Origin of the sequence: Pseudonocardia zijingensis, assembly GCF_042657305.1 — a bacterium.
Classification (GTDB): Bacteria; Actinomycetota; Actinomycetes; order Mycobacteriales; family Pseudonocardiaceae; genus Pseudonocardia; species Pseudonocardia zijingensis.
In genome coordinates, this window is sequence record NZ_JBHSKO010000005.1 from 281,425 (window position 1) to 307,726 (window position 26,302).

Genomic DNA, 26,302 nt, shown 5'->3' on the forward strand with positions numbered 1-26,302 from the left:
CGCCGGGGTGAACGTGCCGTAGGCGGGGCACCACTCGATACGGTCGCGGTCATGCCCCCGAGTTACCTGCGCTTCCCCCACCTGCACGGCGACACGATCGTGTTCACGGCGGAGGACGACGTCTGGACGGCCCCCGTCGCCGGGGGCCGCGCCTACCGGCTCACGGCCGACGACGTGCCGGTCGCGCGGCCGCGGCTGTCCCCGGACGGCACGCGGGTGGCGTGGACGTCGTGGAAGTACGGGGCGCCCGAGGTCTGCGTGAGCGACGTCGACGGTGGCGGGGCCCTGCGGCTGACGTACTGGGGTGATCCGCGGGCGCAGTCGCTCGACTGGACGCCCGAGGGCGAGGTGCTGGCGGCGAGCGCGTCCGGTCAGGCGTCGCCGCGGCGGGCGTGGGCCTACGCGATCCCCGCGGGCGGTGGCACGCCGCGGCGGTTGCCCTACGGCCCGGTGTCGGACGTGGCGTCGGCCGCGGGCGGGCCCACCGTCCTCGTCAGCACGCTGATGGGCCGGGAGCCGGCGTGGTGGAAGCGCTACCGCGGTGGCACCGCGGGCAAGCTGTGGTGGGACCGCGAGGGGGCCGGGGAGTTCGAGCGGCTCGCGGCCGACCTCGACGGGCAGCTCAGCTCGCCGATGCTCGTCGGCAGCGGTGAGGAACTGCGGATCGCGTTCCTGTCCGACCACGAGGGCTGGGGCAACGTCTACTCCCTCGCCGCCGACGGCACCGGGCTGCGCAGGCACACCGACCACGGCGGCCCGGGCACGCCCGCCTTCTACGTGCGGCACGCGAGCACCGACGGGCAGCGGGTGGTCTACGAGTCCGCGGGCGAGCTGTGGATACTCGACGCGCTCGACGCCGAGCCGCGGCGGCTGGACGTGCGGCTCGGCGGTCCGCGGCGCAGCCGGGAGCCCTACCGGGTGTCGACCGCCTCCGAGCTCACCTCGGCGGCCCCGGACAAGACGGGCCGCACGAGCATCGCGCTGGTGCGCGGCACCGTGCACCGCCTCACCCACCGCGACGGCCCGGCGCGCACGCTGCTCGCCGAGCCGGGCGTGCGGGCCCGGCTCGCGCGGCCGCTGGGGGCGGACCGCGCGGTGTGGATCGACGACGCCGAGGGCGAGGACGCCGTCTGCATCGCCCCGCTCGACGAGCGCGCCGAGGGCGCCGAGCCACTGCGGCGGTTCGGCGCGGGCGAGGTGGGCCGGGTGCTGGAGCTGGCGCCCGCCCCGGACGCCTCCGCGGTGGCCCTGGCCACGCACGACGGCAGGCTCCTGGTGCTCGACGTGGCGGCGGGCGCGTTGCGGCAGGTGGCCCGGGGCGCCGACCGGGAGGTGACCGATCTCGCCTGGTCGCCCGACAGCGCCTGGCTCGCCTACAGCGACCCGGCGGAGGCGGGGTTGTCCCGGATCATGATGGTCCGGATGGCCGACGACACGCTCGTGGCCGTCACCGAGCCCCGCTTCGCCGACACCGACCCCGTCTTCACCTCCGACGGCAAGTACCTGGCGTTCCTGTCCCGGCGCAGCTTCGACCCGATCTACGACGAGCACGCGTTCGACCTCACGTTCCCCGCGTCGTGGCGGCCGTTCCTGGTGCCGCTCGCGGCGCGGACGCCGTCCCCGTTCGGGGCGAGCCCGGACGGGCGCCCGGTGACGCCAGGGGAGGAGCAGAACACGGACCTGCCCGCGCCCGGGGAGGACGAGGAGCGGGCCGAGGAGGAGAAGAAGGACGACGACGCGCCGCCGCAGGTGGTCGTCGACGTCGAGGGGCTCACCGCCCGGGTCGTGCCGGTGCCGGTGCAGGCGGCCCGCTACAGCGGGATGCAGGCGGGCAAGGACTGCCTGCTCTGGTACCGCATCCCCGTCTCCGGGGTGCTGGGCGACTCGCTGGCCGACGCGGACGACCGCGCCGACCGCCCGGTGCTGGAGCGGTTCGACCTGGTGCGCCGCAAGCTCGACGTCATCGCCGACCCGGTGAGCGCGTTCGCGGTGAGCGGTGACGGAACCCGCCTCGTCGTGCGCGACGGGCGCACGCTGCGGCTGCTGCGCACCGACCGGTCCGGCTCCGACGCGCCCTCGCCCGGCGACGCCGACGAGTTCGAGATCGACACCCGCCGGATCGTCGTCACGGTGGACCCGACGGCCGAGTGGCGCCAGATGTTCGACGAGGCGGGGCGGTTGATGCGCGACCACTTCTGGGTCGCCGACATGGCGGGCGTCGACTGGGACGCGGAACTCGCGCGCTACCGCCCGCTCGTGGACGCCGTCGGCAGCCACGACGACCTCGTCGACCTGCTCTGGGAGCTGCACGGCGAGCTCGGCACGTCGCACGCCTACGTCCAGTCGGGCGGGGCGGGCGACCCGGGCGGGCGGCCCGGGCTGCTCGGCGCCGACCTCGAACCCGCTCCTGACGGGGAGGGCTGGCGCGTGGTGCGGGTGCTCCCGCCGGAGACCTCGGCGCCCGCCGCCCGCAGCCCGCTCTCCGGCCCGGGCGTCGACGTGCGGGCGGGGGACGTGATCCTCGAGGTGGCAGGCCGGCCCGTCGACCCGGGGTACGGCCCGGCGCCGCTGCTGCTCTCCGGGGCGGACGCGCTGGTGGAGCTCACGGTGCGGTCCGGGCCGGACCGACCGGACGCGGGCACCGTGCGCCGGGTGGTCGTCAAGCCCCTGCGCTCCGACGCCGCGCTCCGCTACCAGGACTGGGTCGCGGGGCGGCGCGCGTTCGTCGCGGACCGGTCCGAGGGCAGGCTCGGGTACCTGCACGTCCCGGACATGGCGGCGCCGGGGTGGGCGCAGCTGCACCGCGACCTGTCGCGGGAGACCTCGCGTGACGGGCTGATCCTCGACGTGCGCGGCAACGGCGGCGGCCACACCTCGCAGCTGGTGATCGAGAAGCTCGCCCGGCGGGTGATCGGCTGGGACGTGCCGCGACACCGCCAGGCCACCACCTACCCGGAGGACGCGCCGCGCGGCCCGGTCGTCGCGCTCGCCGACGAGCTCGCGGGATCCGACGGCGACATCGTCACCGCCGCGATCAAGCGGCTCGGGATCGGCCCGGTCGTCGGCGTGCGCACGTGGGGCGGCGTGATCGGCATCGACAGCCGCTACAGCCTCGTCGACGGCACCGGCGTCACGCAGCCGCGCTACGCCACCTGGTTCGACGACTCCGGCTGGTCGGTCGAGAACCACGGCGTCGACCCCGACGTCGAGGTGGTGGTCCGGCCCCAGGACTGGGTGGCAGGACGCGACCCGCAGCTGGAGCGCGCGGTCGACCTGGCACTCGAGGCGCTCGCCGCGCGCCCGGCCGTGCGCCCGCCGGACCCGGCCACGCGGCCGTCCCTACGGCGCCCGGAGCTGCCCCCGCGCCCGTGACCGCCCCCAAGACGCCAGCAAGGTGGCTTTACCGGCGTAATACGCCAGGAGAGCCACCTTGCTGGCATTCGGGCGGGTGGGGTGGGTGGGAGTACCTACGCCCGGGACGGCTCGAGCTGCGGGATCACCTCCGCCGCCAGGCGCTCCATCTGCTCGGCCGGGTCGCCCACGCACGTGAACAGGACGAGCTCGGCGCCCGCGTCGAGCACCTCCTGCACCGCGCGGGCGCAGTCGGCGGGCGGGCCGGCCACGCCGGCGGCCTCGATGGCCGGGATCCGCGCGCCGTAGATGGAGGCCAGCGCGTCGTCCATGCGGCGCCGGGCGCGTCCGGCGTCGTCGTCGACGAGCACGTACACCCGCTTCGCAATCGGGTACGCCGCCGCGTCCCCGCCGTTCTCGGTGACCAGGCGGCGCACCGTGGTGACCTGCTCGGCGAACCGCGCGGTGGGCGACGACCCGGCCCCGAAGAAGCCCGTGCCCAGCCGGACCCCGCGCCGCAGGGCCGCCTCGACGCGGCCGCCCATCCAGATCGGCGGGTACGGCTTCTGGAACGGCTTCGGCTGCATCCCCGCGTTCTCCAGCTGCCAGAACTCGCCGTCGAACGTCACGCGCTCGTCCGTCCACAGCGCCTTCAGCAGCGCGATCCCCTCGGTGAACTGCGCGATGTAGCGCTCGGGGTCCACCCGGAACGGGCCGAATGGCCGCTTGCCCCCGTGGCCGAGGCCGATCTCGAGCCGGCCCCGGCTCATCTGGTCCAGCGTGGCCAGGCTCTTGGCGAGGTGGACGGGGCTGTGCAGCGTGGACACGAACACCGCGCAGCCCAGCCGCAGCCGCTGCGTGCACGCGGCGGCCCAGGTCATGGTCTCGAGCGCCGACAGCTGCGACGACGTCCCCAGCACCTGCTCCTGGGTCCACCCGCTCTCGAAGCCGAGCTCCTCGGCCCGCAGCAGGTAGCGGCGGAACGCCTCGCCGTCGAAATCGCCGTCGGAGTAGAACTGCGGAATGCCGATCCCGAACCTCATCGGCTGATCGTAGGAGCGCCCCGGAATGCCGGCATGGACGCTCCTATTGATGTCAAGCGGCGGTTGGGGTGTTGAGGGCCTGGTAGATCTCGCGGACGAGGTAGCGCTTGAGGCAGCGGATGATCTCGCGTTTGGTTTTGCCTTCGGCGGTGCGGCGGGCCATGTAGGCGCGGGTGGGTGCGTGGTGGCGTAGGCGGACCACGATGATGCGGTGCAGGGCGGCGTTGGCTTGGCGGTCTCCGCCTCGGTTGAGCCGGTGCCGGTTGGTTTTGCCGGAGCTGGCGGGGATGGGGTTGGTGCCACACAGCGCGGCGAGCGCGGCTTCGGTGTGGATGCGCTCGGGGTTGTCCCCGGCGGTGATCAGCAGGGTGGCGCCGGTGTCGGGGCCGACCCCGAACAGCTGCAGCAGCCGGGGCGCGGCCCGCCGGGCCAGGCGCGCGATCAGGGCGCTGGCCTGGGTGGCCTCGGTGTGCAGGGCCTGGGCGCGCCGCGCGAGGACGGCCAGGGTGTGGCGGGCCAGCGCGGTCGGGCCGGCCAACAGATCAGCCAGGCCAGCGGCGTCGGCCAGGTCGCCCGGGTCGGTGCTGTCGGTGGTGTCGGTGAGGTCGGCGCAGGTGGTGATCAGCTGGGTGGTGGACAGCCCGGCCAGTTCCTCGCGCAGCTCGGCGGGTGCGGTGACCAGCAGGGCGTGGATCTGGTTGATCGCCTGGGTGCGGGCCTTGACCGCGGAGCTGCGGACGGTTTTGACCATCCGGATCATTTCCACGGCCGCGTCGGCGGCCTTCGGACTCGTCTGGGCGTGTCCGGCCAGGACCGCGCGGGCGGCGGCCTCGGCATCGATCGGGTCGGACTTGCCGCGGCGGCGGCGGGTGGCCCGGTCAGGCCGGTTGACCTCACACACCACCTGCCCGGCCGCGCGCAGGTGACGCTGCAACCCGGCCCCGTAGCTGCCGGTGCCTTCCACCCCGAAGGCGTGCACCGGCCCGAACCCGCCCGCCCACGCATGGAGCTGGCGGTAGCCGGTGGTGCTGGCCGGGCAGCTGGTCTGGCCCAGCCGCACCCCGAGCGGGGTGATCGCCACCGCGACGTGGCGGTCTTTGTGGGTGTCGACCCCGATCACCACCCCCGTGACCGGGGCCGGGTCGTCACCGGCGGCGGGATCGGTCATGCTGGTCACGGCTGTCTCCTCCGGTTGGGTGGACGGGATGGTCACCGCCGGGACGGGCGAGCGGGACAGCACTGGGACGGGGCCTCTGGCCAGGCTCCTATCAGGTCACCGCTCGTCTTCCCGGCGGAATCCACACACCGCTGCCACAAGGGTCGACAGATCCATGCCAAGGCACGAAGCCGGTGGCTTTAAGGGTCAGACCACCCGCAGCAGCGACACCAACATCATCCCAGTGGCTTTACTGGCGTAATACGCCAGCAAAGCCACCATGCCGGCACCCCGGCGGGGCCGCTAGCGCTCGGCCGGGACCGCCGCCGGCAGCGGTTCCGACGGGGTCCTCCTCGGGGCCAGCAGGGTCACCGCGACGAACACCCCAAGCGCCACCACCGGGCAGATCAGCGTCGGCCAGCCGTCGAAGCCTGCGCCGATCAGGTCGTTGGGGATGTGGAACAGCGTGTTGTCGACGCCGTAGAACGTGGGGGTCAGCGCGAAGAGCACGAGCCGCAGCAGCACGCCCACGGTGATCGCGGCCGCGGCGGCCGCCGAGGTGACGCGGGTGGCCCACCAGTGGCCGAGCACGAACGGCACCACGAGCCCGGCGAGCATGAGGTCGAACGCCAGCGTGAGGAGGATGCCGGTCTCGGGCACCCGGAGCGCGAAGAAGATCGCGATGCCCACCACGACCGGCATGGTGATCCGCACGCGTCGCAGCAGCGGGTCGCGCCCGCCTGCCGGGTCGGCCTGCTGCTCGAGCCCGGCGATGTTGCGGACGGCCACGCACGCCGTGCCGAGGATGACGCCGTTGGCCGTGGAGCACGACGCGGCGACGATCGCGGACAGCACGAGGATCGTGAGGACCGCGGGGGCGTAGCCCTCCAGCAGCGCGAACAGCACGGGGCCGTCGGCGGGGGCGCCGAGGATCGCGCCGCTGGACAGCGCCACGAGCGCGTACGGGATGCCGACGACGGCCGTGCCCGCCGCTCCGACGAAGCAGGCGCGCCGCGCGGTCTCGGGCGACCTCGCGGAGAAGATGCGCTGCATGAAGTCGATGGCGACGATGTCGCCGATGCCGAGCGCCACGAGCGTGGCCCAGTTGATCGGGGCGCCCTGGGCGGAGTCGGTGAGCTGGCCGAGGTCGAACGGGCCCATGCCCTCGGGGATCGTGATCCCGTAGGTCACGGCCACCCAGATCAGCAGGGCCGCCGAGCCGATCACCGTGATCACCATCTGGATGAACGCCGTGTAAGCGTCGCTGAACATGCCGCCGGTGATCGTGTACGCGAGCACGACGCCGACGATCAGCAGCACGCCGACGGTGTAGTTGGTGCCGAGGAAGCGCTCGAACAGGAAGCCTCCCGCCACGAGGTTGCCCGCGAGCAGGATGCAGAAGCTGAAGATCATGAGGACGGATGCGACGAGCTCGATCCCGCGCCCGTACCGGCGGCGGTAGAAGTCGGGCAGGCTCAGCAGGCCCATCCGGTTCATCGGCTTGGCGAAGAAGATGCCGGTGAGCAGCAGGCAGATGCCGAGCCCGAGCGGCAGCGACGCACCCGCCCAGAAGCCCAGGCCGGCCGAGAGGTCCGTGTTGCCGAGCGTGGCGTTGGAGTCGACGGCCTGGCCCATCAGGCCTGCCGCGGACAGCGGCAGGGCCAGCGAGCGCCCGGCGACGAGGAAGTTGGTGCTGTCCCCGTCGACCTTGCGGGCGACGGCGAGCCCGACGGCGAGCACGACGAGGACGCTGATCGCGACACCGAGGATGATCATGGTTGCTCCTCAGGCCGCGCGGCGGGGCAGGTGACCGGAACGGACCAGGCAGCCGAGGGTGTCGCAGATGACGCGGGTGGCGATCAGCGACGTGATCTCGGCGTTGTCGTAGGGCGGTGAGCACTCGACGACCTCGATCCCGGCGAGCGGGCGGGCGTCGGCGATGATCTGGATGAACTTGAGCACCTCGCGGGGCAGGAACCCGCCGGGCTCGGGCCAGCCGGTGCCGGGCACGAAGGCCGCGTCGAGGCAGTCGACGTCGAACGACAGCCACACCGCGTCGGCGCCGTCCCACGCCACGTCGAGGGCGCGCTGCGCGGCCTCCTCGATGCCCATCTCGACGCAGTCGGTGACGGTCATGATCGTGGTGCCGCGCTCGCGGCCGACCTGCACGCCGGGGCGCGGGGCCTGCCAGCCGCCGATGCCGATCTGCACGAGGTTCTTCGCCGGCACGTTCGGGATGTCGGTGGCGTGGAACCAGGGCGTGGTGTGCATCCGCTCGTCGAGGTCGGTCTCCTGGGTGTCGACGTGGCGGTCGAAGTGGATGATCCCGAGGTTGCCGCCGTTCAGGTGCGGGGCGACGCCGCGCACCGTCGGGTAGCCGATCGAGTGGTCGCCGCCGAGCACCACCGGGAACGCGCCGGACGCGTAGACGTGCGAGACGGCCTTGCTGATCTGGTCGAAGGTCTTCTCGATGTTGCCGGGGATCGTGAAGACGTCGCCCAGGTCGGCGATCGTGATCGACTCCCGCAGGTCGACGCCCAGCTCGAAGCTGTACGGGCCGTACAGCGCGGAGATCTTGCGGATGCCCTGCGGTCCGAACCGGGTGCCCGAGCGGTACGTCGTGCCCCCGTCGAACGGGGCGCCGAGCACGGCCACGTCGTACTCGCCGCAGCGGCGCACGTCCTCGACGTACGGGGCCTTGAGGAAGGTGTTGATGCCGGCGAAGTGCGGCAGCTCGCCCCGGGAGAACGTCGGGATGCGCTTGTCGACGATCGAGTCGGCGCCGGGGAGCCCCAGCTCGAGACCGCGGGCCACCTCCTCGTCCCACTTGGTGGTGGGGAGGCCGGCCTCGGCGCGCACCGCGAACGCCGCCTCGGGGCCGTAGTTCTCGTGCAGCTGCGGACCGTCGGGCGTCTGATCGGGGCGTCGGGGGTGGTAGTGCACGGAAGCTCCTCACGGTCGGGGGCACCGACCGCGGAGCAGCCGGAACCACCAGCTGTCTCCCGGGCTTTTGTCCCGCCGTGGGGCGACCGACGTGCGTGGCCGCCTGCGTCTCTCGGACCAGACCCCCGGCGAGCGGGGCGGAACCCTAGACGCGCCTCACGTTCCGTGAGTCGCGGATCAGTACACGCAGGTGATGTTGCAGGTGATCGCGCCGGCCGTTACCGGTTCGTGAAAGCCTCCGTCAGCCGATCCGGCCGACGCCCGCCCACATCCCCCGGTGCTGTTCGCCCACCATGTCCTCCGAGCGCCACTCGGTGACGTCCACGATCCCCGGCTCCACGAGCTCGACGTCGCCCAGCAGGGCGGCGACCTGCTCCCGGGTGCGCAGCAGGCCCGGGTTGGCGGTGGACCGGTACTCGTCCTCGGCGGCGCTCAGCTCGGCCGCGTCGTGGTCGCCGGTGACGTGCGACAGCGCGTGCAGGCTGCCCGGAGCGAGGCGGCTGCGGTACTCCGCGAGCAGGCCCGCGGCCTCGGCGTCGTCGTGCACGAACTGCATCACCGACAGCGTGAGGAGGGCGACCGGGCGGGAGAAGTCCAGCAGGTCGCGCACGCCGGACGCGGCGAGCACGTCGTCCGGGTCGCGCAGGTCGGCCGCCGTGATGGAGGTGAGCGGGTCCCCGTCGAGCAGCGCCGCCGCCGAGGCCACGGTCACCGGCTCGTTGTCGACGTAGGCCACGCGGGCGGTCGGCGTGGTCTCCCGCGCCGCCTCGTGCACGTTGCCCACGGTCGGGATGCCGGAGCCGAGGTCGAGGAACTGGTCGATCCCCTCCCGCACGCAGAACCGCACGGCCCGGCCCAGGAAGTACCGGTTGGCGTGGATCACCTGGGTGGCGAAGGGCATCACGGCCGTGATCCGCTCCACGGCGGCCCGGTCGGCGGCGAAGTTGTGCGATCCGCCCAGGAAGTAGTCGTACATCCGGGCGGCGTTGGGCACCTCGGGGTCGACCGGCGGCAGCTTCGACAGGTCGGTGGTCATGTCGGCTGATGCTGCCAGCTCACGGGCGCCGGGGCAGGCCAGCGTAGGGTGGGGGAAGGCCCCGACCCCGGGGGACGACCCGGGCAGGGGTCTGTTCTGCGTGCGCTTCTCCTGCCTTGCGAGGGTCCTCGATCGTGGCCAAGCTCTCCGGTCTCCTGCACATCAGCCTGTCCGACCCCGACCTGAACGCGGTGGTCGAGGCCGCCCGCGACGCCCGCCCCGGCGACGTGCCCGCCCTGGAGGTGGAGGGGCCCGCGGCGCTGCGCCCGTTCCTCGCCGCCGCGTTCGGCGCGCCCGAGGCCGACGGCGGCTCGGGCCGTACCGTGCTCGTCGTCACCGCCACCGACCGCGAGGCCGAGGACACCGCCGCGGCCACCGCCGACCTGCTCGGGTCCGACGACGTGGCCGTGCTGCCGTCCTGGGAGACGCTGCCGCACGAGCGGCTCTCACCGCGCCCGGACACGGTCGGGCGGCGCCTGGAGATCTTCCGCAGGCTCTCCGCGCCGGAGACCGCCCCGCGCGTGGTGGTCACCGCGGCGCGCAGCCTGATCCAGCCGATCGCGCCCGGGCTGGGCACGCTCGACCCGGTGCGGCTGCGCGTCGGCGACACCCACGACTTCGACGGGCTGCTCGTGCGCCTCGTCGAGCTCGCCTACACCCGCGTCGAGATGGTCACCGCCCGCGGCGAGTTCGCCGTCCGCGGCGGGATCGTCGACGTCTTCCCGCCCACGGCCGAGCACCCGGTGCGGGTCGAGTTCTGGGGTGACGAGGTGAGCGAGCTGCGCTCGTTCTCCGTGGCCGACCAGCGTTCGGTGTCCCCGGTCGACGAGCTGCTCGCGCCGGGCTGCCGGGAGCTGCTGCTCACCGAACCGGTGCGGGAGCGGGCCGCGGAACTCGCGCGCGTGCACGAGAACAACCCCCAGCTGCGGGAGCTGCTCGAGCACCTCGCCCAGGGCATCCCGGGCGAGGGCATGGAGTCGCTGGTGCCCGCGCTCGTCGCGGGCGAGCTGGAGCTGCTCACCGACCTGCTGCCCGCGCGGTCGCTGGTGCTGCTCGCCGACCCGGAGCGCATCCGCACCCGCAGCGCCGACCTGGTGCGCACGGGCCAGGAGTTCCTGGAGGCCTCCTGGTTCGCCGCGGGCGTCGGGGGCGACTCGCCGATCGACGTCGGCGCCTCGGCCTACCGCGACCTCGGTGAGGTGCTGGAGCACGCGTCCGCGAGCGGGCGCCCGGTCGTCACGCTGAGCCCGCTCATGTCCGGGCGCGACGACGTGCTCGCGCCGGCCGTCCACGAGATCGAGAGCTACCGCGGCGACATCGACCGCGCGCTGGTCGACCTGCGCGCCCACGTCGCCACCGGCGGCACCGCCGCGCTGGTCGTCGCGGGTCAGGGCACCGCGCAGCGCTCGCTCGAGCAGCTGCGCGACGCCGACGTGCCCGCCAAGCTCGTCGAGGAGCTCGTGGGCGCCCCGGAACCGGGGCTGGTCACCGTCACCTGCGGCCGGCTCACCGAGGGCTTCACCGCCCGGGGGCTCGTCGTGCTCACCGAGGCCGACCTCACCGGCAACCGGGCGGCGGGCACCGAGCCGCGCAAACTCGCGTCCCGGCGCCGCAACGCGGTGGACCTGGTCACCCTGCAGCCCGGCGACTACGTCGTGCACTCCCAGCACGGGATCGGCCGGTTCGTGGAGATGCGCGAGCGCACGGTCGGCGGGGCCACCCGCGAATACCTCGTGCTCGAGTACGCGAGCTCGAAGCGCGGCCAGCCGGCCGACCGCCTCTTCGTCCCCACCGACGCGCTCGACGAGATCAGCCGCTACGTCGGCGGCGAGGTGCCCACGCTCAACAAGCTGGGCGGCGCCGACTGGGCCAAGACCAAGGGCCGGGCCCGCAAGGCCGTGCGGCAGATCGCGGCGCAGCTCGTGCAGCTCTACGCCGCGCGCCAGTCCTCGCCGGGCCACGCGTTCGGCAAGGACAGCCCGTGGCAGCGCGAGCTGGAGGACGCCTTCCCGTTCACCGAGACCCCCGACCAGCTCGCCGCCATCGAGGAGGTCAAGCGCGACATGGAGCGGCCGGTCCCGATGGACCGGGTGATCTCCGGCGACGTCGGGTTCGGCAAGACCGAGATCGCGGTGCGCGCGGCGTTCAAGGCCGTGCAGGACGGCAAGCAGGTGGCCGTGCTGGTGCCCACCACGCTGCTGGCCACCCAGCACCTGCAGACGTTCTCCGACCGCATGCGCGCGTTCCCGGTCACCGTCAAGGGTCTGTCCCGGTTCACCGACGCCGCTGACGCGAAGCAGACGATCGAGGGCCTCGCCGACGGCACCGTCGACATCGTCGTGGGCACCCACCGGCTGCTGCAGACCGGCGTGCGCTGGAAGGACCTGGGCCTCGTGATCGTCGACGAGGAGCAGCGCTTCGGTGTGGAGCACAAGGAGCACATCACGGCCCTGCGCACGCACGTCGACGTCCTCACGCTGTCGGCCACCCCGATCCCGCGCACGCTGGAGATGAGCCTCGCGGGCATCCGCGAGATGTCGACGATCGCCACCCCGCCCGAGGACCGCCACCCCACGCTCACCTACGTCGGCGCCTACGACGACAAGCAGGTGGCCGCGGCGATCCGGCGCGAGCTGCTGCGCGACGGCCAGGTGTTCTACGTGCACAACCGCGTCTCGTCGATCGACCGCGCCGCGCGCAGGATCCGCGACCTCGTGCCCGAGGCGCGCGTGGCGATCGCGCACGGCCAGATGAACGAGGACCTGCTCGAACGCACGGTAAACGGGTTCTGGCACAAGGAGTTCGACGTCCTCGTCTGCACCACGATCGTCGAGAACGGCCTCGACATCTCCAACGCCAACACCCTCATCGTGGAGCGCTCCGACACGCTCGGGCTCTCGCAGCTGCACCAGCTGCGCGGCCGGGTCGGGCGCGGCCGCGAGCGCGGGTACGCCTACTTCCTGTTCCCGCCCGAGCACCCGCTCACCGAGACCGCGCACGACCGGCTCGCCACCATCGCCCAGCACTCCGACCTCGGCTCCGGTGCCGCCGTCGCCATGAAGGACCTGGAGATCCGCGGCGCGGGCAACATCCTCGGTGCGGAGCAGTCCGGCCACATCGCGGGCGTCGGGTTCGACCTCTACATCCGCCTCGTCGGCGAGGCCGTCGCCGCCTTCCGCAAGCAGGCCGGGGCCGGCAACGGCGAGGAGGAGGAGCAGCAGCTGGCCGAGGTGCGGGTCGACCTGCCCATCGACGCGCACGTGCCCCACGACTACGTCACCGGCGAACGGCTGCGGCTCGAGGTCTACCGCAAGATCGCCGAGGCCGCGGACGGCGCCGCCCTCGACGCGATCGTCGAGGAGCTCACCGACCGCTACGGCGAGCCGCCCACCCCGGTGCGCAACCTGCTCGCCGTGGCGGCGTTCCGCCAGACCTGCCGCACCCTCGGCGTCGCCGAGGTGGCCGCGGCGGGCACGAGCATCCGGATCGGTCCCGTCGAACTGCCCGACTCGGCCCAGATGCGGCTCAAGCGCCTGCACCCGAAGGCCACCTACAAGCCGGCGGCCAAGATCGTCAGCATTCCCAAGCCCACCGAGAACGGCCGGGTCGGCGGGGCTCCGCTGCGCGACGTTGGGCTGTTGGAGTGGTGCACGAAGCTCCTCAGCGACCTGCTGGCACCCGTGCGGGTCTGACAGGGTGCATCCGATCACCTGCGCGGAGTAACGGACCGGTCGCTCGCGCGATCAACTAGTTGGAGCCCTCCGGGACCGGCCTGGAAGGGCGCGACGCCCGCCGGGAGACATGCGTGCCCGAGCCCCATCCGGAGACCGAACCGTCGCGACGGGAAGCCCCGGGCGGGGCGCTGCGACCACAGCCCCCCGCGCACCACGGGTTCCTCGCGACGTACGGCCAACGGGTCGGCGGCTACCTCATCGACGTCGGCATCCCCGCCGGCCTGCTGGCGATCGTGCTGATCGCCGCGCTCGCCACCCGGGACATCGTCGTGATCGGCCTCGTCTACCCGGTCGCCGCGCTCGTCGGGCTGGCGTTCCTGCTCTGGAACAGCGGCTACCGGCAGGGGCGCTCCGGCCAGAGCCTCGGCAAGTGGGCGCTGGGCACGCGCCTGGTCAGCGTGCACTCGGGCGAACCCGTCGGCACCGCCCGCGCCTTCGTCCGCCAGATCGCCCACCTGCTCGACGGGCTCCCGCTCGGGATCGGCTTCCTCTGGCCGTTGTGGGACGAGCAGCGGCAGACGTTCGCCGACAAGGCCTGCTCGACGCTCGTGGTGCAGGTCGACCTCTGATCCGGGCCTCACGCCGAGCGTGAGAGGGTGTCGGTCGTGCGCATGCAGGTGGGACGCGTCGCGGCGGCGGTCGCCGTCATCGGCGCTGTGATCAGCGGGTGCGGTGGACCGGTCCAGGCGGGCACGGCGGTGTTCGTCGGAGACGAGGCCGTCCCGATCGAGCGCGTCCAGACCCGGCTCGACGCCGCGCTCGAGAAGAAGGACCTCATCGCGCAGATCACGGCTCAGGGCGGTACCACGGCCGACCTGGCCCGCAGCGTCGTCACCCGTGCGGTGATGCACGAGCTCCTCGGCCGGCGCGCGGAGGAGGAGGGCATCGTCGTCACCGACGCGCAGGTCGACGCCCAGATCGCCGAGAACGGCGGGGCCGACGCCCTCCTCGACGGTTCCCTCTACGACCTGCCCGCGCTGCGCGAGCGCATGCGCGACGACCTGGTCGCCGCACAGCTCGCCCAGCGCGAGGTCGGCGGGCTCGCGGTCACGGCCGACCTCGTGGGCGCCGCATCCCGGGAGGACGCCGAGGCCGCGGCCAGGGCACTGCAGGCGGGCGGCGCGGAGGCCGAGGCCCTGTTCGCCGACCCGAACACCTCGGCCCGGGGCCGGACGTTCGACGCCATCTCCTCGCCGGAGAACGCGAGCACCGTGCTGTTCGGGCTGCCCGTCGGCGCCGTGGTCGCGTGGCAGCCGAACCCGCAGCAGAGCACGTGGATCATCGCCCGGATCACCGACCGCCGCACCGACGCGCCGTCCGACCCGGCCGCCGTGAGCGGCATCAGCCAGGCCCAGCTCGTCGCGATCGGGGAGCGGCTGCTCCAGCCCACCGCCGAGCAGGTCGGCATCCGGGTCAACCCCCGCTACGGCGTGTGGGACCCGGTCCAGCTGCGGATCGTCGGCGAGGACCAGCTGGCGGGCACGGTCCTGCCGCCGGTCGCGAGTTGATGAGTACGGGGACCGTGCAGCGCACGGTCGTCGTCCTGCCCGAGCGGTGGGCTGGCGTCCTGCCCGCAGCCGCCCTCCCCGCCCTGCGCGCCGCCGAGCGCGTGCTCGCCGACGCCACCGTGCCCGAGGAGGTCGTCGCCGCCACGGGCGCCACCCGCGCTGACACCTGGGGCGACGATGGGGCACCCGAGGTGCTGCTCACGACCGACCCCGCCCGTGCCGACGGTGAGGCCGTCGTCGGGCCGCCCGCCGGAGCCGCGCTCCTCGACGCCGTCGCCGTGATGGACCGGCTGCGTTCCCCCGGCGGCTGCCCGTGGGACGCCGAGCAGACCCACGAGTCGCTCCTGCAGTACCTGATCGAGGAGTGCTACGAGCTCTACCAGGCCGTGGAGGACGGCGACCGCGACGCCATCCGCGAGGAGCTCGGCGACGTGCTGCTGCAGGTGCTGTTCCACTCCCGCGTCGCCGCGGAGCACGATTCCCGGCCGTTCACGATCGACGACGTCGCGGGCGACCTCGTCGCGAAGCTCGTGGGCAGGCACCCGCACGTGTTCGCGGGCAGCGAGCGGATCGACACCGCCGAACGCCAGGAGCACCGCTGGGAGGAGCTCAAGCGCGCCGAGAAGCAGCGCGAGTCGAGCGTCGACGGCGTGCCGCTCGGGCAGCCCGCCGTCGCGCTCGCGGCGAAGCTCACCAGCCGCACCGCCCGCGTGCACCTGCCCCCCGACCTGCTGCCCACCGGCGCGGGAGTGGGGGAGCAGCTGTTCGCACTGGCCGCCCGCGCCAAGCTCGCCGGGATCGACCCGGAGGCCGAGCTGCGCGCGGCCTCCCGGCGGTTCGCCGACACCGTGCGCGCCGCCGAGCGCGCCGCGGTGGCCGACGGCGCCGATCCCCATGCCCTCGACGCCGCCGGGTGGCGCCGGTACTGGCCGAGCTGATCTGGTTAACCTGGTCGGGTGAGCGCACCTCGTCGATCGCGGGCAGGCGCGATCGCAGTGGCCGTCCTCGCGATCACGGCGATGGTGGTGATCGTCGGCGTCTCGATCGTCACCGCCCTCGACGACCGTGACGACCGGTCGAACCGCCCCCAGCGGGGTGACGGCCTCACCGCCGCCGACGTCGCCCCGGACACCCCCGTTCCCCAGCCGGCGCCGCTGGCCGAGGACACCGACCTCGCCGCATGGGCCGGCACGGCCGCCCGGCGCAGCGGCGTGCCCGCCCGCGCCCTGCGCGCCTACGCGGCCGCGGAGATCGCCCAGCGCTCCGACACCCCCGGCTGCCGCCTGTCCTGGAGCACCCTCGCCGGGATCGGGCGCGTCGAGTCCGACCACGGCCGCTTCGGCGGCGCCGACGTCGACGCCGACGGCGTGGCCCGCCCGCGCATCATCGGGGTGCCGCTCGACGGCACCGCGGGCGTGCGCGAGATCCGCGACACCGACGGCGGCCGCCTCGACGGCGACACCACGTTCGACCGGGCTGTCGGCCCGATGCAGTTCCTGCCCACCACCTGGGCCGACTTCGGCGCCGACGGCAACGGTGACGGCGTGCGTGACCCCCACCAGCTCGACGACGCCGCGCTGGCCGCCGCCCACTACCTGTGCGCCGGCGGCCGCAACACCGCCAGTGGCGAGGGCTGGTGGGCCGGGGTGCTCACCTACAACGCCTCCCTCGACTACGCCCGCCTCGTCTGGGCCGCGGTCGACCGCTACGCCGAGGCCACGGCCGCCTGATCCGCGGCTTCGGGCGCCTGGGGTCGTGGGCGCAGCCTCGGGCAACCGATGGTTGGCGCCCCGCCAGGGCTCTGGTGTCTCGTCGGGCCCCGAGTTCCGCTACCGCAGCGGCCCCTGGTGGCGCCGCGCAGATCAGCGCGAGCCGCACGCCGCGGCTGTTGCGGCAGCCGTGAGGTACTGCTCGGGCCGGTCGGTCGAATCGAGAAGCACCTCCGAGCGGGCACGGCGACAGCCACGTGCTGCTCGCGCCTCCGCGCGACGACCCGGTGACTCAGGCCTCGAGGAGCGGCTGGCCCCAGTACTGGCCGTCCCCCAGGCCGGGCGGGCAGGCGAAGACGGCGGACCCGGTGTGCTCGATGTACTCCATCATCACGTCGTTGTTGGCCAGCGCCCGCTGCATCGGCACGAACTGGGCGTGTGGGTCGCGCATGAACGCCACGAAGAACAGCCCGGCGTTCAGGTGGCCGCGGCCGTCGCTGCCGTCGACGAAGTTGTAGCCGCGCCGCAGGATGCGCACGCCGCCGAGCGATTCGGGCGACGCGAGCCGGATGTGGGCGTCCTCCGGGATCCGCGGGGTGCCGTCCGGGCCGGTCGCGGCGAAGTCGGCGGTGTCGAACTCGCCGCTCGCCCCGAGCGGGGCACCCTCGCCCTTCGTCCGCCCCACGATCGCCTCCTGCTCGGCGAGGGAGGTGCGGTCCCAGGTCTCGATGTGCATCCGGATCCGGCGGGCCACGAGGTACGTGCCGCCCGCCAGCCAGCCGGGGCCGTCGCCGGGCTGCACCCAGACGTGCCGGTCGAGCTCGGCGCCGTCCTCCGCCTTGAGGTTGCGCGTGCCGTCCTTGAAGCCGAAGAGGTTGCGCGGCGTGGCCTGCGCGGTGGACGTCGAGGACGTGCGCCCGAACCCGAGTTGCGACCACCGCACCGCGGTGGTGCCGAAACCCATCCGGACGAGGTTGCGCACGGCGTGCACCGCGACCTGCGGGTCGTCGGCGCAGGCCTGGATGCACAGGTCCCCGCCGGAGAGAGCGGGATCGAGCTGGTCGAGCGTGAAGTGGGGGAGCTCGGCCAGACCCGGCGGGCGCAGGGCGGGGTCGAGGCCGAGCCGGTCGAAGAAGCCGGCCCCGAGCCCGAACGTGAGCGTGAGCGACGCGGCCGGGAGCCCGAGCGCCTCGCCGGTGTCGGCGGGTGGCCCGTCCGGGTTGCCGCCCACGGCGCCGCTGGGCGCGGTCTCCGCCCCCGCGGTCATGCGCTCGGCCGCGGTCGTCCACTTCCGCAGCAGCGCGCGGACGCGGTCGCGGTTGTCGGTGGTGAGGTCCAGTGCGACGAAGTGCAGCCGGTCCTGCGCCGGCGTGACGATCCCGGCCTGCCGCTCGCCGCGGAACGGGACGACCCCCTCGGCGGCGGGCGCGGTCGTCGCCGAGCAGGCGGTCACCGCGCCGGTGCCGGCGAGCGCCGCCCCGGCGCCCGCCCAGCCGAGCAGCCGCCGCCGAGAGAGTCGCACCATCACGAAGTGACGACCCCGGCGACCTGGCTGACCGGCTCACCGAGGGCGTCGACCGCCTCGGACATCCGCCGGATGTCATCCTCGGTGAGCTCGGTGTAGAGCGTGTAGCCGTCGCCGGAGCGGTACTCCTCGAGCAGCGCGTCGACCGCGGCGAACTGCTCGTCGAGCAGCGGGCCGAGCGTCGGGTCCTTCTCGTCGATCACCGGGCGGAGGGAGGCGACGGCGCCCTGGGAGCCCTCGACGTTGGCCTTGAAGTCCCACAGGTCGGTGTGCGAGTAGCGGTCCTCCTCGCCCGTGATCTTCCCGGTGGCGACCTCGTCGAGCAGCTCCTTGGCGCCGTTGGCGAGCTGCACCGGCGTGAGTTCCACGGTGGCGACCCGCGACTGCAGGTCCTGGATGTCGGCCATCAGCTGGTCGGCGACAGCGGGCGAGTCGGGCTGCAGGCCGTCGACCCACAGGTCCTTCTCCAGCCGGTGGTAGCCGGTGAACTCCACGCCGGGGTCGCGTTCGTCGTCCTCGCGACCGTCGATCTTCGGGTCGATGTCGCCGAACGACTCGGCCACCGGCTCGATCCGCTCCCAGTAGGTCCGTGCCACGGGGAACAGCGCCTGCGCGGTGGCGACGTCGCCCGCCTTCACGGCGTGGGCGAACTCCTGGGTCTTCGGCACGAGCGCCTCGACCTGCGAGGTGACCCACCGGTGGTAGCCGGCGGTGGCCTCGGCGAGTCGCGTGTTCTCGTCGACGGACCGGGTGGCCGAGCCGGTGACCGTGAACGGGGCGCGGATGCCGTCGCCGACCATGCCGGGCTTGCACGCCGTGGTGTAGGCCCCGCCGTCGGGCACCTCGACGATCAGGTCGCGGGTGAGGCCGGGTCCGATGTTCTCGACCTCGCCCATGATCCGGTCGCCGGTGCCGTAGAGGTAGAACTCGGTGACCTTGTTGCCGGTGTTGCGCACGGAGAAGGTGATCGTGCCTGCGGATGCCTCGGCGACGCCGACCTCGCAGCTGTCGTCCCCCGCGGTGACGGGGATGGCGCCACCGCCCTCGGGTGCGCCGGCCGGTGGTGCGGTGCTGGTGCAGGCGGCCAGCGCGGCGGCGGTCGTGATGAGGACCGCGACTCGGGACGTGCGGGACATGGTGCTCCTCGAGCGGATCAGGTGGTGGGGGCGGCGGCGCGGGTCCGCTGGGGGCGGAGGAACAGGGGGAGGACGACAGCCACGTAGGCGACCCAGACGACGGCCTCCGCCACCGTGGTCTGCGGCGAGAAGTTGAAGATCCCCTTCAGCAGGGTGCCGTACCAGGAGTCGGGCGGAACGGCGGCGCTGACGTCGAACGCGAGCGTGGTGAGCCCGGGAAGGATGCCGGCCTCCTGCAGGTCGTGGACGCCGTAGGCGAGGATGCCGGCGGCCACGAGGATCAGCAGCACGCCGGTGACCGTGAAGAACCGGCCCAGGTTCAGGCTGATCGCGCCGCGGTAGACGAGGTGGGCGAGCACGATCGCGACCGCGATGCCCGCGAGGAAGGCGATCAGCGGCTGGGTGGTCTCACCGGCCGCCCGCGCGGCGGTGAAGAAGAACAGCGCCGTCTCGAGACCTTCGCGGCCCACCGCGAGGGCGGCCATCACCACCACGGCGACCGGGCCCATCGCGAGTGCGCCCTCGAGCCTGCCGCGCAGCTCCGCGGAGATCGTGCGGGCGGCGCGGCGCATCCAGAAGACCATCCACGTGACGAAGCCGACCGCGACGATCGAGAGCGCGCCGCCGAAGGCCTCCTGCGCCTCGAACGTCAGCTGCTGCTGGGCGAGTGCGAGCGCGAGGGTGACGCCTGCGCTCACGACGACCGCGATGCCCACGCCCAGCCAGACCTTGGGCAGCTCGGAGCGCCGGTCGGTGCGCACGAGGAAGGCGATGAGGATGCTGACCACGAGGGCGGCCTCCAGGCCTTCCCGCAGTCCGATCAGAGCGTTCCCGAGCACATCCGCCCCCCTGTGAGGCCAGGCTGACCACTGGCTCGGTGAGGCTAGCCTGAGTGTCGAGGATGCGGAAGAGTCATGCGGAGCACATCCGCGCAGCTCAGGATCGGCGTCGCCGGCTCAGCCCGGATCGCCCGGTTCGGCGCCTTCGTTCGCCAGCCGGGCCCGCACCTCGCCGAGCGCCTCCTGGTACTCGGGGCGCGGATCCATCGCGGAGGCCATCTTCAGCTGCGTGTGCGCCTCGGCGAGCCTGCCCTGCCGCTGCAGTGCCTTGCCGAGCGCGAACCGCGCGTAGTGATCGGCCGGGTCGATGTCCACGACCCGGCCGAATGCCTCCTCTGCACGCTGGAGCTGTGCGGAGTTGAGATAGGCACGACCGGCGAGCAGCTGCACCGACGCGTCGTTTGGCTGGCTTTCCAGGACGGGGGAGAGTGCCTGCAGCGCGTCGAGCGGCCGGCTGCGCGCGATCAGCATCTCGGCGCGGCGGAACGACTCGAACAGGCCGTCGGATGCTGGCTGGCTCGTCATGGTCGTTCCTACGTTAGGTGTCGGCGGCGCCATCTGCGAGAGGTGACGAGGTGTCCTCGGGGGAAACCGCAGCCGACGTGCGGGTTCCTCCACGGGCCCTGCACCCCCGCCGACTAGGCTGGCCCCCCGGACGAGCGAACCTTTCCGACGGGAGCACTGGTGGCGGTCATCGAGCAGGTCGGCGCACGCGAGATCCTGGACTCGCGGGGCAACCCGACGATCGAGGTCGAGGTCGCGCTCGACGACGGGACGCTGGCGCGTGCCGCGGTCCCGTCCGGCGCGTCGACGGGTGAGCACGAGGCGGTCGAGCTGCGCGACGGCGACCCGTTGCGCTTCGGCGGCAAGGGGGTCGAGAAGGCCGTCTCCGCGGTGCTCGACACGATCGGCCCGGAGCTCACCGGCATGGAGGCCGTCGACCAGCGGCTGGTCGACCAGCGGCTGGTCGACCTCGACGGCACACCGGACAAGTCGGCGCTCGGCGCCAACGCCCTGCTGGGCGTCTCCCTCGCCGTCGCGAAGGCAGCAGCCGAGTCGTCCGGGCTGGAGCTGTTCCGCTACGTCGGCGGGCCCAACGCCCACGTGCTGCCGGTGCCGATGCTGAACATCCTCAACGGCGGTGCCCACGCCGACACGTCCGTGGACGTCCAGGAGTTCATGATCGCGCCGGTGGGTGCCGACTCCTTCCGCGAGGCGTTGCGCTGGGGAGCGGAGGTCTACCAGTCGCTCAAGTCGGTGCTGAAGAGCAAGGGCCTGCCCACGGGGCTGGGCGACGAGGGCGGGTTCGCGCCCGACCTGCCCGGCACCCGCGCCGCGCTGGACCTGATCTCCGAGGCGATCGACAAGACCGGCTACACGCTGGGCCGCGACGTCGCGCTCGCGCTCGACGTGGCCGCCACCGAGTTCCACAGCGACGGCGTCTACGGCTACGAGGGCAAGAAGCTGTCGTCCGACGAGCTCGCGGCCGTGTACGCCGAGCTCGTCGAGGCCTACCCGCTCGTCTCGATCGAGGACCCGCTGTCCGAGGACGACTGGGACGGCTGGGTGGCCCTCACCTCGTCGATCGGCGACAAGGTCCAGCTCGTGGGCGACGACCTGTTCGTCACCAACCCGGAGCGGCTCGACGAGGGCATCGCCCGCGGTGCGGCCAACGCGCTGCTGGTGAAGGTCAACCAGATCGGCACTCTCTCGGAGACCCTGGACGCGGTCACGCTCGCGCAGTCGTCCGGATACCGCTGCATGATGAGCCACCGGTCGGGCGAGACCGAGGACACCACCATCGCCGACCTCGCCGTCGCCACCGGGTGCGGGCAGATCAAGACCGGCGCGCCCGCCCGCTCGGAGCGCGTGGCCAAGTACAACCAGCTGCTGCGCATCGAGGAGGCGCTGGGCGACGCGGCCCGGTACGCGGGCGACCTCGCGTTCCCGCGCTACACCTCGTCGGCCGACGCCGGGGCGTAGGCGCGCACGTGGGGGACGAGCGGACCAGGGCACGCGGGGAGCGCACGCGCAGCACCCCGCGTCCCCGCCGTTCGGGCACCGCCGCGCCGCGCCGTCGCGTCCGGGAGCCGCGGCTGGAGCGGGTGCGCCGCGGGCGCGGCGTCGTCGCGGCCACCACGGGCTTCCTCGGCCTGTCCTCGACGAAGCGGGCGGGCATCCTCGCGCTCGTCGTGTGCGCGCTCGCCCTCACGGTCGCGGTGCCGCTGCGCAACTACGTGGCCCAGCGCCAGGAGCTGGCCGCGGTGTCCGAGCAGCAGCAGGCGCTCTCGGCGGAGGTCGCCCGGCTGCAGCAGGAACGAGCCCGGCTGTCGGACCCGGCCGAGATCGAGGCGCAGGCCCGCTCCCGGCTCGGATACGTGATGCCCGGCGAGGTCCCCTACGTGGTGCAGCTGCCGCTCCCGCCCGGCCCCGACCCGGCGGACGCGGCCAACGCGGGTGTGCCGTGGTACCGGGTGTTGTGGCGCGAGGTGGCGGAAGGACCGCGGTGACGGAACAGCACGAGATCGCCGACGCGGACGTGGCGGCCGTGGCGGCCCAGCTGGGGCGCAAGCCACGAGCAGTACGTGAGGTGGCGCACCGCTGCCGGTGCGGGTTGCCCGCGGTGGTCAAGACCTCGCCGCGGCTGGAGGACGGCACCCCGTTCCCCACCCTCTACTACCTGACCTGCTCCCGGCTGAACTCCCGGATCGGCGGGCTGGAGGCCTCCGGGCGGATGCGGGAGATGACGCAGCGGCTCTCCGAAGACCCCGAGCTGGCCGCGGCCTACCGGCGGGCGCACGAGTCCTACCTCGCCGAGCGCGACGCGATCGAGCCGCTGGGCACGGACGTCAGCGCGGGCGGGATGCCCGGCCGCGTCAAGTGCCTGCACGTCTGCGTCGCCCACGCGCTCGCCGCGGGGCCCGGCGTGAACCCGTTCGGTGACGAGGCGCTGGCCGAGATCGGCGACTGGTGGTGCGCGGGGCCCTGCGTCCAGCCCTGAGGGCCCGTGACGCCGGCAAGTTCAGGAAAGCCACATTCAGGGCCGCAGAGGCCTTGAATGTGGCTTTCCTGAACCTCCGAACCCGGGCTCAGGCTCAGGCGAGGGTGGCCACGTCCAGTCCGGCCAGCCGGGCCGGGTCGGCGATCACCTCGAAGGCGGTGATCCGGCCGTCGGCGATCGTGAACGTCAGCGCCGCCACGAGCCGCCCGGCCGGGGACACGACCACCGCGCCGACGCCGCCGTCCACGAGCGCGGGCGTCGCGTGCCGGGCCCGCCGCGGGGACAGCACCCGCGCCTCGGCCGCGACGTCCGCGGCACCGCGGAGAACCGTCGCCGCACCCCGCGGCAGGGCCACCGGGTCGGCACGCCGCTCGACGTCGGGCGTGAGCAGTTCCAGCAGCGCGTCCAGGTCGGCGCGGCGGACGGCGTCGAGGAACGCGTCGACGATCCGGCGGTGCCCGTCGAGGTCGGGTGGCAGCTCGCCGTCGGGCAGCCGCACCTTCCGCCGGGCGCGGCCCGCGAGCTTCTTCGCCGCGTCCGGTGAGCGGTGCAGGACCGCGCCGATGTCGGCGAACGGCACCGCGAACACGTCGTGCAGCACGAACGCGATCCGCTCGGCGGGCCCGAGCCGTTCCAGCACGACGAGCAGGGCCCGGCCGACGGAGTCGGCCAGCTGTGCCTCGTCCTGCGGGTCCGGGCCGCCCGCGAGGTCCGGGAGGTCCCATCCGGCCGGTTGTTCCCGGCGCGCCGTCCGTGCGCGCAGCGCGTCCAGGCACACCCGAGCGACCACGGTGGTGAGCCAGCCGCGCAGGTTGGCGACGTCGCGGGTGTCGGCGCGCCGGTAGCGCAGCCACGCCTCCTGCACCGCGTCGTCCGCCTCCGCGGGGGAGCCGAGCAGCCGCTGCGCCACCGACCGCAGGTGCGCGCGGTGCTCCTCGAACCGCGGCGCGAGTTCGTCGTCCGGCATCCGTCCCCTCCGTCTCCCGGCGTCCGTCATGAGGGTGACGGATCGGATCACCAGGAAGGGACACCGATGGCACTCCTGCGCGTGGACTCGAGCATCCGGCACGACGGCTCCGTGAGCCGCGAGCTGACCGGCGCGGTGGAACGGGCGTGGCGGGCCGCCGGGCCGGGCGGCGACGTCGTGCACCGGGACCTGGCAGCCGACCCGCGGCTGACCGGCGCCTGGCCGCAGCGCTCGTCGGTGGCGGCGGCCCTGGCCGACGAGGTGCTCGCCGCCGACGCGGTGGTCGTCGGGGCGCCGATGTACAACTTCGGGATCCCGGCGGTCGTGAAGAGCTGGATCGACCTGCTGATCGTCGACCCGCGCTTCGACCCGCGCCGCACACCGCCCGGCACGGCGCTGGACGGGGTGCCGGTGGTGCTGGCCGTGGCGTGCGGTGGCGGCTACGGCGCGGGCAGCCCGCGGGAGGGCTGGGACCACGCCACCCCGTACCTGCGGCGGATCTTCGCCGACCTGTTCGGGGCCGACGTCACCCTGCTGGTCGCCGAGCTCACGGCCGCCGCGGACGACCCCGCGCTCGCGGAGCTGCGCCACCTCGCCGAACGCTCGCACGCCGACGCCGTGGCCCGCGCCGCCGCGGCCGGTGCCGCGGCCCGCCGCCGGGTGGGGCTCAGGACGGCGTGACCCGCGCGACCAGCTCGGCGGTCTGCGACTCCGCGGGCAGCGTGCCCGACGTGCGCCACGGCCCGTCGGGCAGGAAGCGGCTCGCGACGAAGGCGCGCGCCACCTCGTCGGGCGCGTGGCGCAGCAGCAGCGAGCCCTGCAGGCACAGCGCGAGCATCTCGGCCAGCCTGCGGGCGCGCCGCTCCTCGCGGGCGCGCAGCTCGGTGCGCAGCTCGCGCACCCCGCGGTCGAACCAGGAGTCGCGGCCGGAGGCCGACTCGATCTCCTCGAACACGGCGTCGACCGAGTCCGGCTCCCGCGTGACCGCGCGCAGCACGTCGAGCGCGGTGACGTTGCCCGAGCCCTCCCAGATCGAGTTCAGCGGTGCCTCCCGGTAGAGGCGCGGCATGCCGGACTCCTCGACGTAGCCGTTGCCGCCCAGGCACTCGAGGGCCTCGGCGACCGCGGCGGGCGCCCGCTTGCACACCAGGTACTTGGCGGCGGGCAGCGCGAGCCGCAGCAGCTGCCGTTCCCCGCGGTCCACGGCCCCGGCGAGGCGCATCGCGAGGGCGGTGGCGCCCTCGGACTCCAGCGCGAGGTCCGCGACCACCGCCTGCATGAGCGGGGCGTCGGCGAGCCGGGTGCCGAACGCGCTGCGGTGGGCCACGTGGTGGGCGGCCTCGGTGAGCGCGGCCCGGGTGAGCGCGGCCGAGCCGAGCACGCAGTCCAGGCGGGTCATCGACACCATCTCGATGATCGTCTGCACGCCCCGGCCCTCGTCGCCGAGGCGCCAGCCGGTGGCCCCGGTGTACTCGATCTCGGCCGAGGCGTTCGACCGGTTGCCGAGCTTGTCCTTGAGCCGCTGCAGGCGGATGGCGTTGCGCGTGCCGTCGGGCAGCACCCGGGGGAGCACGAAGCAGGTCAACCCGCCCGGGGCCTGCGCCAGCGTCAGGAACAGGTCGTTCATCGGGGCCGAGGTGAACCACTTGTGCCCGAGGAGGCGGTAGGTGCCGTCGGAGGTGACGGTGGCCGTGGTGGTGCCGGCGCGTACGTCCGAGCCGCCCTGCTTCTCCGTCATCGACATCCCGGCGAGCAGCCCCGCCTTCGTGGACGGCTCCGCCAGCCCGAACTCGTACGAGGTGGAGCGCAGGCCCGGCTCGAACCGCCGGGCGAGCTCCGGGTCGTGGCGCAGGGCGGGCACCGCCGCGTACGTCATGGAGATGGGGCAGCCGTGGCCCGCCTCCAGCTGGCTCATCAGGTAGAAGCCCGCGGCGCGCGCGACGTGGGCGCCGGTGCCGGGCTCGGCCACCCACGGCGCCCCGTGCAGGCCCCAGCCCACCGACGTGCGCATCAACCAGTGCCACGACGGGTGGAACTCGACCTCGTCGATGCGGTGCCCGTACCGGTCGTGCGTGTGCAGCACCGGCCGGTGGGTGTCGGCGAGGCGGGCGTGCTCCCGGGCCTCCGGTGACGTGACGAGGGCGCCGAGCTGCCGCAGGGCGGGCAGCGCCTCCTCCGCGCCCTCGCGGGCCACCGCTTCGGTGAGCGCCGGGTCGCAGGCCAGCACGTCGGCACCGGCCACGGGTGGCGGTTGGTTCTCGACGCGGTGGGTGCGGTGGTCGCCGGGCTGCAACGGTGGCTCGGGGGAGGGGACGCGCCCGGGCCGGCCACGGCCGTTGCGCCCGGCCTGGGCC

21 protein-coding genes and 1 riboswitch are annotated in these 26,302 nt (G+C 73.8%); of the genes, 10 read left to right on the top strand and 11 right to left on the bottom strand.

What is annotated here, in order from left to right; all coding sequences use genetic code 11:
* Positions 1-51 precede the first annotated feature (51 nt).
* Positions 52-3,372 (top strand): S41 family peptidase, encoded by a 3,321-nt coding sequence (locus ACFPL3_RS13465; RefSeq protein WP_343942258.1) that lies wholly within the window; start codon positions 52-54, stop codon positions 3,370-3,372.
* Positions 3,373-3,467: 95 nt separating this feature from the next.
* Here the strand turns inward: ACFPL3_RS13465 and ACFPL3_RS13470 are convergent, their stop codons facing one another.
* The 5 genes from ACFPL3_RS13470 to ACFPL3_RS13490 form a co-directional block, all read right to left on the bottom strand.
* Positions 3,468-4,394, bottom strand: a complete 927-nt coding sequence (locus tag ACFPL3_RS13470) for an LLM class flavin-dependent oxidoreductase (RefSeq protein ID WP_343942259.1) — start codon at positions 4,392-4,394, stop codon at positions 3,468-3,470.
* 52 nt (positions 4,395-4,446) lie between these two features.
* Positions 4,447-5,562: an IS110 family RNA-guided transposase gene (locus ACFPL3_RS13475; protein WP_343942348.1), complete on the bottom strand. Its 1,116-nt coding sequence runs from the start codon at positions 5,560-5,562 to the stop codon at positions 4,447-4,449.
* 291 nt (positions 5,563-5,853) lie between these two features.
* Positions 5,854-7,326, bottom strand: a complete 1,473-nt coding sequence (locus ACFPL3_RS13480) for a high affinity choline transporter 1 (protein WP_343942260.1) — start codon at positions 7,324-7,326, stop codon at positions 5,854-5,856.
* Positions 7,327-7,335: 9 nt separating this feature from the next.
* Positions 7,336-8,493, bottom strand: a complete 1,158-nt coding sequence (locus tag ACFPL3_RS13485; RefSeq protein WP_343942261.1) for an agmatinase family protein — start codon at positions 8,491-8,493, stop codon at positions 7,336-7,338.
* Between the two features lie 54 nt (positions 8,494-8,547).
* Positions 8,548-8,653: riboswitch (guanidine-I (ykkC/yxkD leader) on the bottom strand.
* Positions 8,654-8,734: 81 nt separating this feature from the next.
* Entirely contained in the window at positions 8,735-9,529 is a 795-nt protein-coding gene (locus ACFPL3_RS13490; RefSeq protein ID WP_343942262.1) for an SAM-dependent methyltransferase, read from the bottom strand.
* Between the two features lie 134 nt (positions 9,530-9,663).
* Here ACFPL3_RS13490 and mfd point away from each other — a divergent pair, with 134 nt between their 5' ends.
* The 5 genes from mfd (at position 9,664) to ACFPL3_RS13515 (ending at position 16,501) form a co-directional block, all read left to right on the top strand.
* Positions 9,664-13,221, top strand: a complete 3,558-nt coding sequence (gene mfd, locus ACFPL3_RS13495) for a transcription-repair coupling factor (RefSeq protein WP_343942263.1) — start codon at positions 9,664-9,666, stop codon at positions 13,219-13,221.
* A 113-nt stretch (positions 13,222-13,334) separates the two neighbouring features.
* Positions 13,335-13,832 carry an RDD family protein gene (locus tag ACFPL3_RS13500; protein WP_343942264.1) on the top strand — a complete coding sequence of 166 codons (498 nt, stop codon included), beginning with the start codon at positions 13,335-13,337 and terminating at the stop codon, positions 13,830-13,832.
* Positions 13,833-13,859: 27 nt separating this feature from the next.
* Positions 13,860-14,771: a SurA N-terminal domain-containing protein gene (locus tag ACFPL3_RS13505; RefSeq protein WP_343942265.1), complete on the top strand. Its 912-nt coding sequence runs from the start codon at positions 13,860-13,862 to the stop codon at positions 14,769-14,771.
* Positions 14,771-15,709 carry a nucleoside triphosphate pyrophosphohydrolase gene (locus tag ACFPL3_RS13510; protein WP_343942266.1) on the top strand — a complete coding sequence of 313 codons (939 nt, stop codon included), beginning with the start codon at positions 14,771-14,773 and terminating at the stop codon, positions 15,707-15,709. Before ACFPL3_RS13505 ends, ACFPL3_RS13510 begins: the two co-directional genes overlap by 1 nt.
* Positions 15,710-15,727: 18 nt before the next feature.
* Entirely contained in the window at positions 15,728-16,501 is a 774-nt protein-coding gene (locus ACFPL3_RS13515; RefSeq protein WP_343942267.1) for a lytic murein transglycosylase, read from the top strand.
* 271 nt (positions 16,502-16,772) lie between these two features.
* On the opposite strand, the gene efeB is transcribed toward ACFPL3_RS13515, so the two are convergent.
* The 4 genes from efeB to ACFPL3_RS13535 all read right to left on the bottom strand — a co-directional run bounded on the left by efeB (position 16,773) and on the right by ACFPL3_RS13535 (position 20,505).
* The gene (gene efeB, locus ACFPL3_RS13520; protein ID WP_343942268.1) at positions 16,773-18,005 is read right to left on the bottom strand and encodes an iron uptake transporter deferrochelatase/peroxidase subunit; all 1,233 of its coding nucleotides are present in this window, start codon (positions 18,003-18,005) and stop codon (positions 16,773-16,775) included.
* Positions 18,005-19,141, bottom strand: a complete 1,137-nt coding sequence (gene efeO, locus ACFPL3_RS13525; protein ID WP_343942269.1) for an iron uptake system protein EfeO — start codon at positions 19,139-19,141, stop codon at positions 18,005-18,007. The genes efeB and efeO overlap by 1 nt, the downstream gene beginning before the upstream one ends.
* A gap of 17 nt (positions 19,142-19,158) precedes the next feature.
* Complete coding sequence (gene efeU / locus ACFPL3_RS13530) at positions 19,159-19,980, bottom strand: iron uptake transporter permease EfeU (RefSeq protein ID WP_343942270.1); 822 nt, start codon at positions 19,978-19,980, stop codon at positions 19,159-19,161.
* A gap of 117 nt (positions 19,981-20,097) precedes the next feature.
* Positions 20,098-20,505 carry a tetratricopeptide repeat protein gene (locus ACFPL3_RS13535; protein WP_343942271.1) on the bottom strand — a complete coding sequence of 136 codons (408 nt, stop codon included), beginning with the start codon at positions 20,503-20,505 and terminating at the stop codon, positions 20,098-20,100.
* 159 nt (positions 20,506-20,664) lie between these two features.
* Here ACFPL3_RS13535 and eno point away from each other — a divergent pair, with 159 nt between their 5' ends.
* From eno to ACFPL3_RS13550, 3 genes are read left to right on the top strand one after another with little or no spacing between them, the layout of a single operon-like run.
* Positions 20,665-21,963 (top strand): phosphopyruvate hydratase, encoded by a 1,299-nt coding sequence (gene eno, locus ACFPL3_RS13540; protein ID WP_343942272.1) that lies wholly within the window; start codon positions 20,665-20,667, stop codon positions 21,961-21,963.
* An 8-nt stretch (positions 21,964-21,971) separates the two neighbouring features.
* Positions 21,972-22,490 carry an FtsB family cell division protein gene (locus tag ACFPL3_RS13545; protein WP_343942273.1) on the top strand — a complete coding sequence of 173 codons (519 nt, stop codon included), beginning with the start codon at positions 21,972-21,974 and terminating at the stop codon, positions 22,488-22,490.
* The gene (locus ACFPL3_RS13550; protein ID WP_343942274.1) at positions 22,487-22,981 is read left to right on the top strand and encodes a DUF501 domain-containing protein; all 495 of its coding nucleotides are present in this window, start codon (positions 22,487-22,489) and stop codon (positions 22,979-22,981) included. Before ACFPL3_RS13545 ends, ACFPL3_RS13550 begins: the two co-directional genes overlap by 4 nt.
* A 94-nt stretch (positions 22,982-23,075) precedes the next feature.
* On the opposite strand, the gene ACFPL3_RS13555 is transcribed toward ACFPL3_RS13550, so the two are convergent.
* The gene (locus ACFPL3_RS13555) at positions 23,076-23,948 is read right to left on the bottom strand and encodes a sigma-70 family RNA polymerase sigma factor (protein WP_343942275.1); all 873 of its coding nucleotides are present in this window, start codon (positions 23,946-23,948) and stop codon (positions 23,076-23,078) included.
* Between the two features lie 66 nt (positions 23,949-24,014).
* Here ACFPL3_RS13555 and ACFPL3_RS13560 point away from each other — a divergent pair, with 66 nt between their 5' ends.
* Positions 24,015-24,629, top strand: a complete 615-nt coding sequence (locus ACFPL3_RS13560) for an FMN-dependent NADH-azoreductase (protein ID WP_379589046.1) — start codon at positions 24,015-24,017, stop codon at positions 24,627-24,629.
* On the opposite strand, the gene ACFPL3_RS13565 is transcribed toward ACFPL3_RS13560, so the two are convergent.
* Positions 24,616-26,241 carry an isovaleryl-CoA dehydrogenase gene (locus ACFPL3_RS13565; protein WP_379589088.1) on the bottom strand — a complete coding sequence of 542 codons (1,626 nt, stop codon included), beginning with the start codon at positions 26,239-26,241 and terminating at the stop codon, positions 24,616-24,618. The two genes, ACFPL3_RS13560 and ACFPL3_RS13565, sit on opposite strands and share 14 nt — an antisense overlap.
* Positions 26,242-26,302 lie beyond the last annotated feature (61 nt).

Excerpts from the sequence above, each read along its gene's own strand:
- ACFPL3_RS13465 (WP_343942258.1), top strand. The coding sequence starts at position 52 with ATGCCCCCGAGTTACCTGCGCTTCCCCCACCTGCACGGCGACACGATC.
- ACFPL3_RS13470 (WP_343942259.1), bottom strand. The coding sequence starts at position 4,394 with ATGAGGTTCGGGATCGGCATTCCGCAGTTCTACTCCGACGGCGATTTC.
- ACFPL3_RS13475 (WP_343942348.1), bottom strand. The coding sequence starts at position 5,562 with ATGACCGATCCCGCCGCCGGTGACGACCCGGCCCCGGTCACGGGGGTG.
- ACFPL3_RS13480 (WP_343942260.1), bottom strand. The coding sequence starts at position 7,326 with ATGATCATCCTCGGTGTCGCGATCAGCGTCCTCGTCGTGCTCGCCGTC.
- ACFPL3_RS13490 (WP_343942262.1), bottom strand. The coding sequence starts at position 9,529 with ATGACCACCGACCTGTCGAAGCTGCCGCCGGTCGACCCCGAGGTGCCC.
- ACFPL3_RS13510 (WP_343942266.1), top strand. The coding sequence starts at position 14,771 with ATGAGTACGGGGACCGTGCAGCGCACGGTCGTCGTCCTGCCCGAGCGG.
- efeB (WP_343942268.1), bottom strand. The coding sequence starts at position 18,005 with ATGGTGCGACTCTCTCGGCGGCGGCTGCTCGGCTGGGCGGGCGCCGGG.
- efeO (WP_343942269.1), bottom strand. The coding sequence starts at position 19,141 with ATGTCCCGCACGTCCCGAGTCGCGGTCCTCATCACGACCGCCGCCGCG.
- ACFPL3_RS13535 (WP_343942271.1), bottom strand. The coding sequence starts at position 20,505 with ATGACGAGCCAGCCAGCATCCGACGGCCTGTTCGAGTCGTTCCGCCGC.
- ACFPL3_RS13555 (WP_343942275.1), bottom strand. The coding sequence starts at position 23,948 with ATGCCGGACGACGAACTCGCGCCGCGGTTCGAGGAGCACCGCGCGCAC.
- ACFPL3_RS13560 (WP_379589046.1), top strand. The coding sequence starts at position 24,015 with ATGGCACTCCTGCGCGTGGACTCGAGCATCCGGCACGACGGCTCCGTG.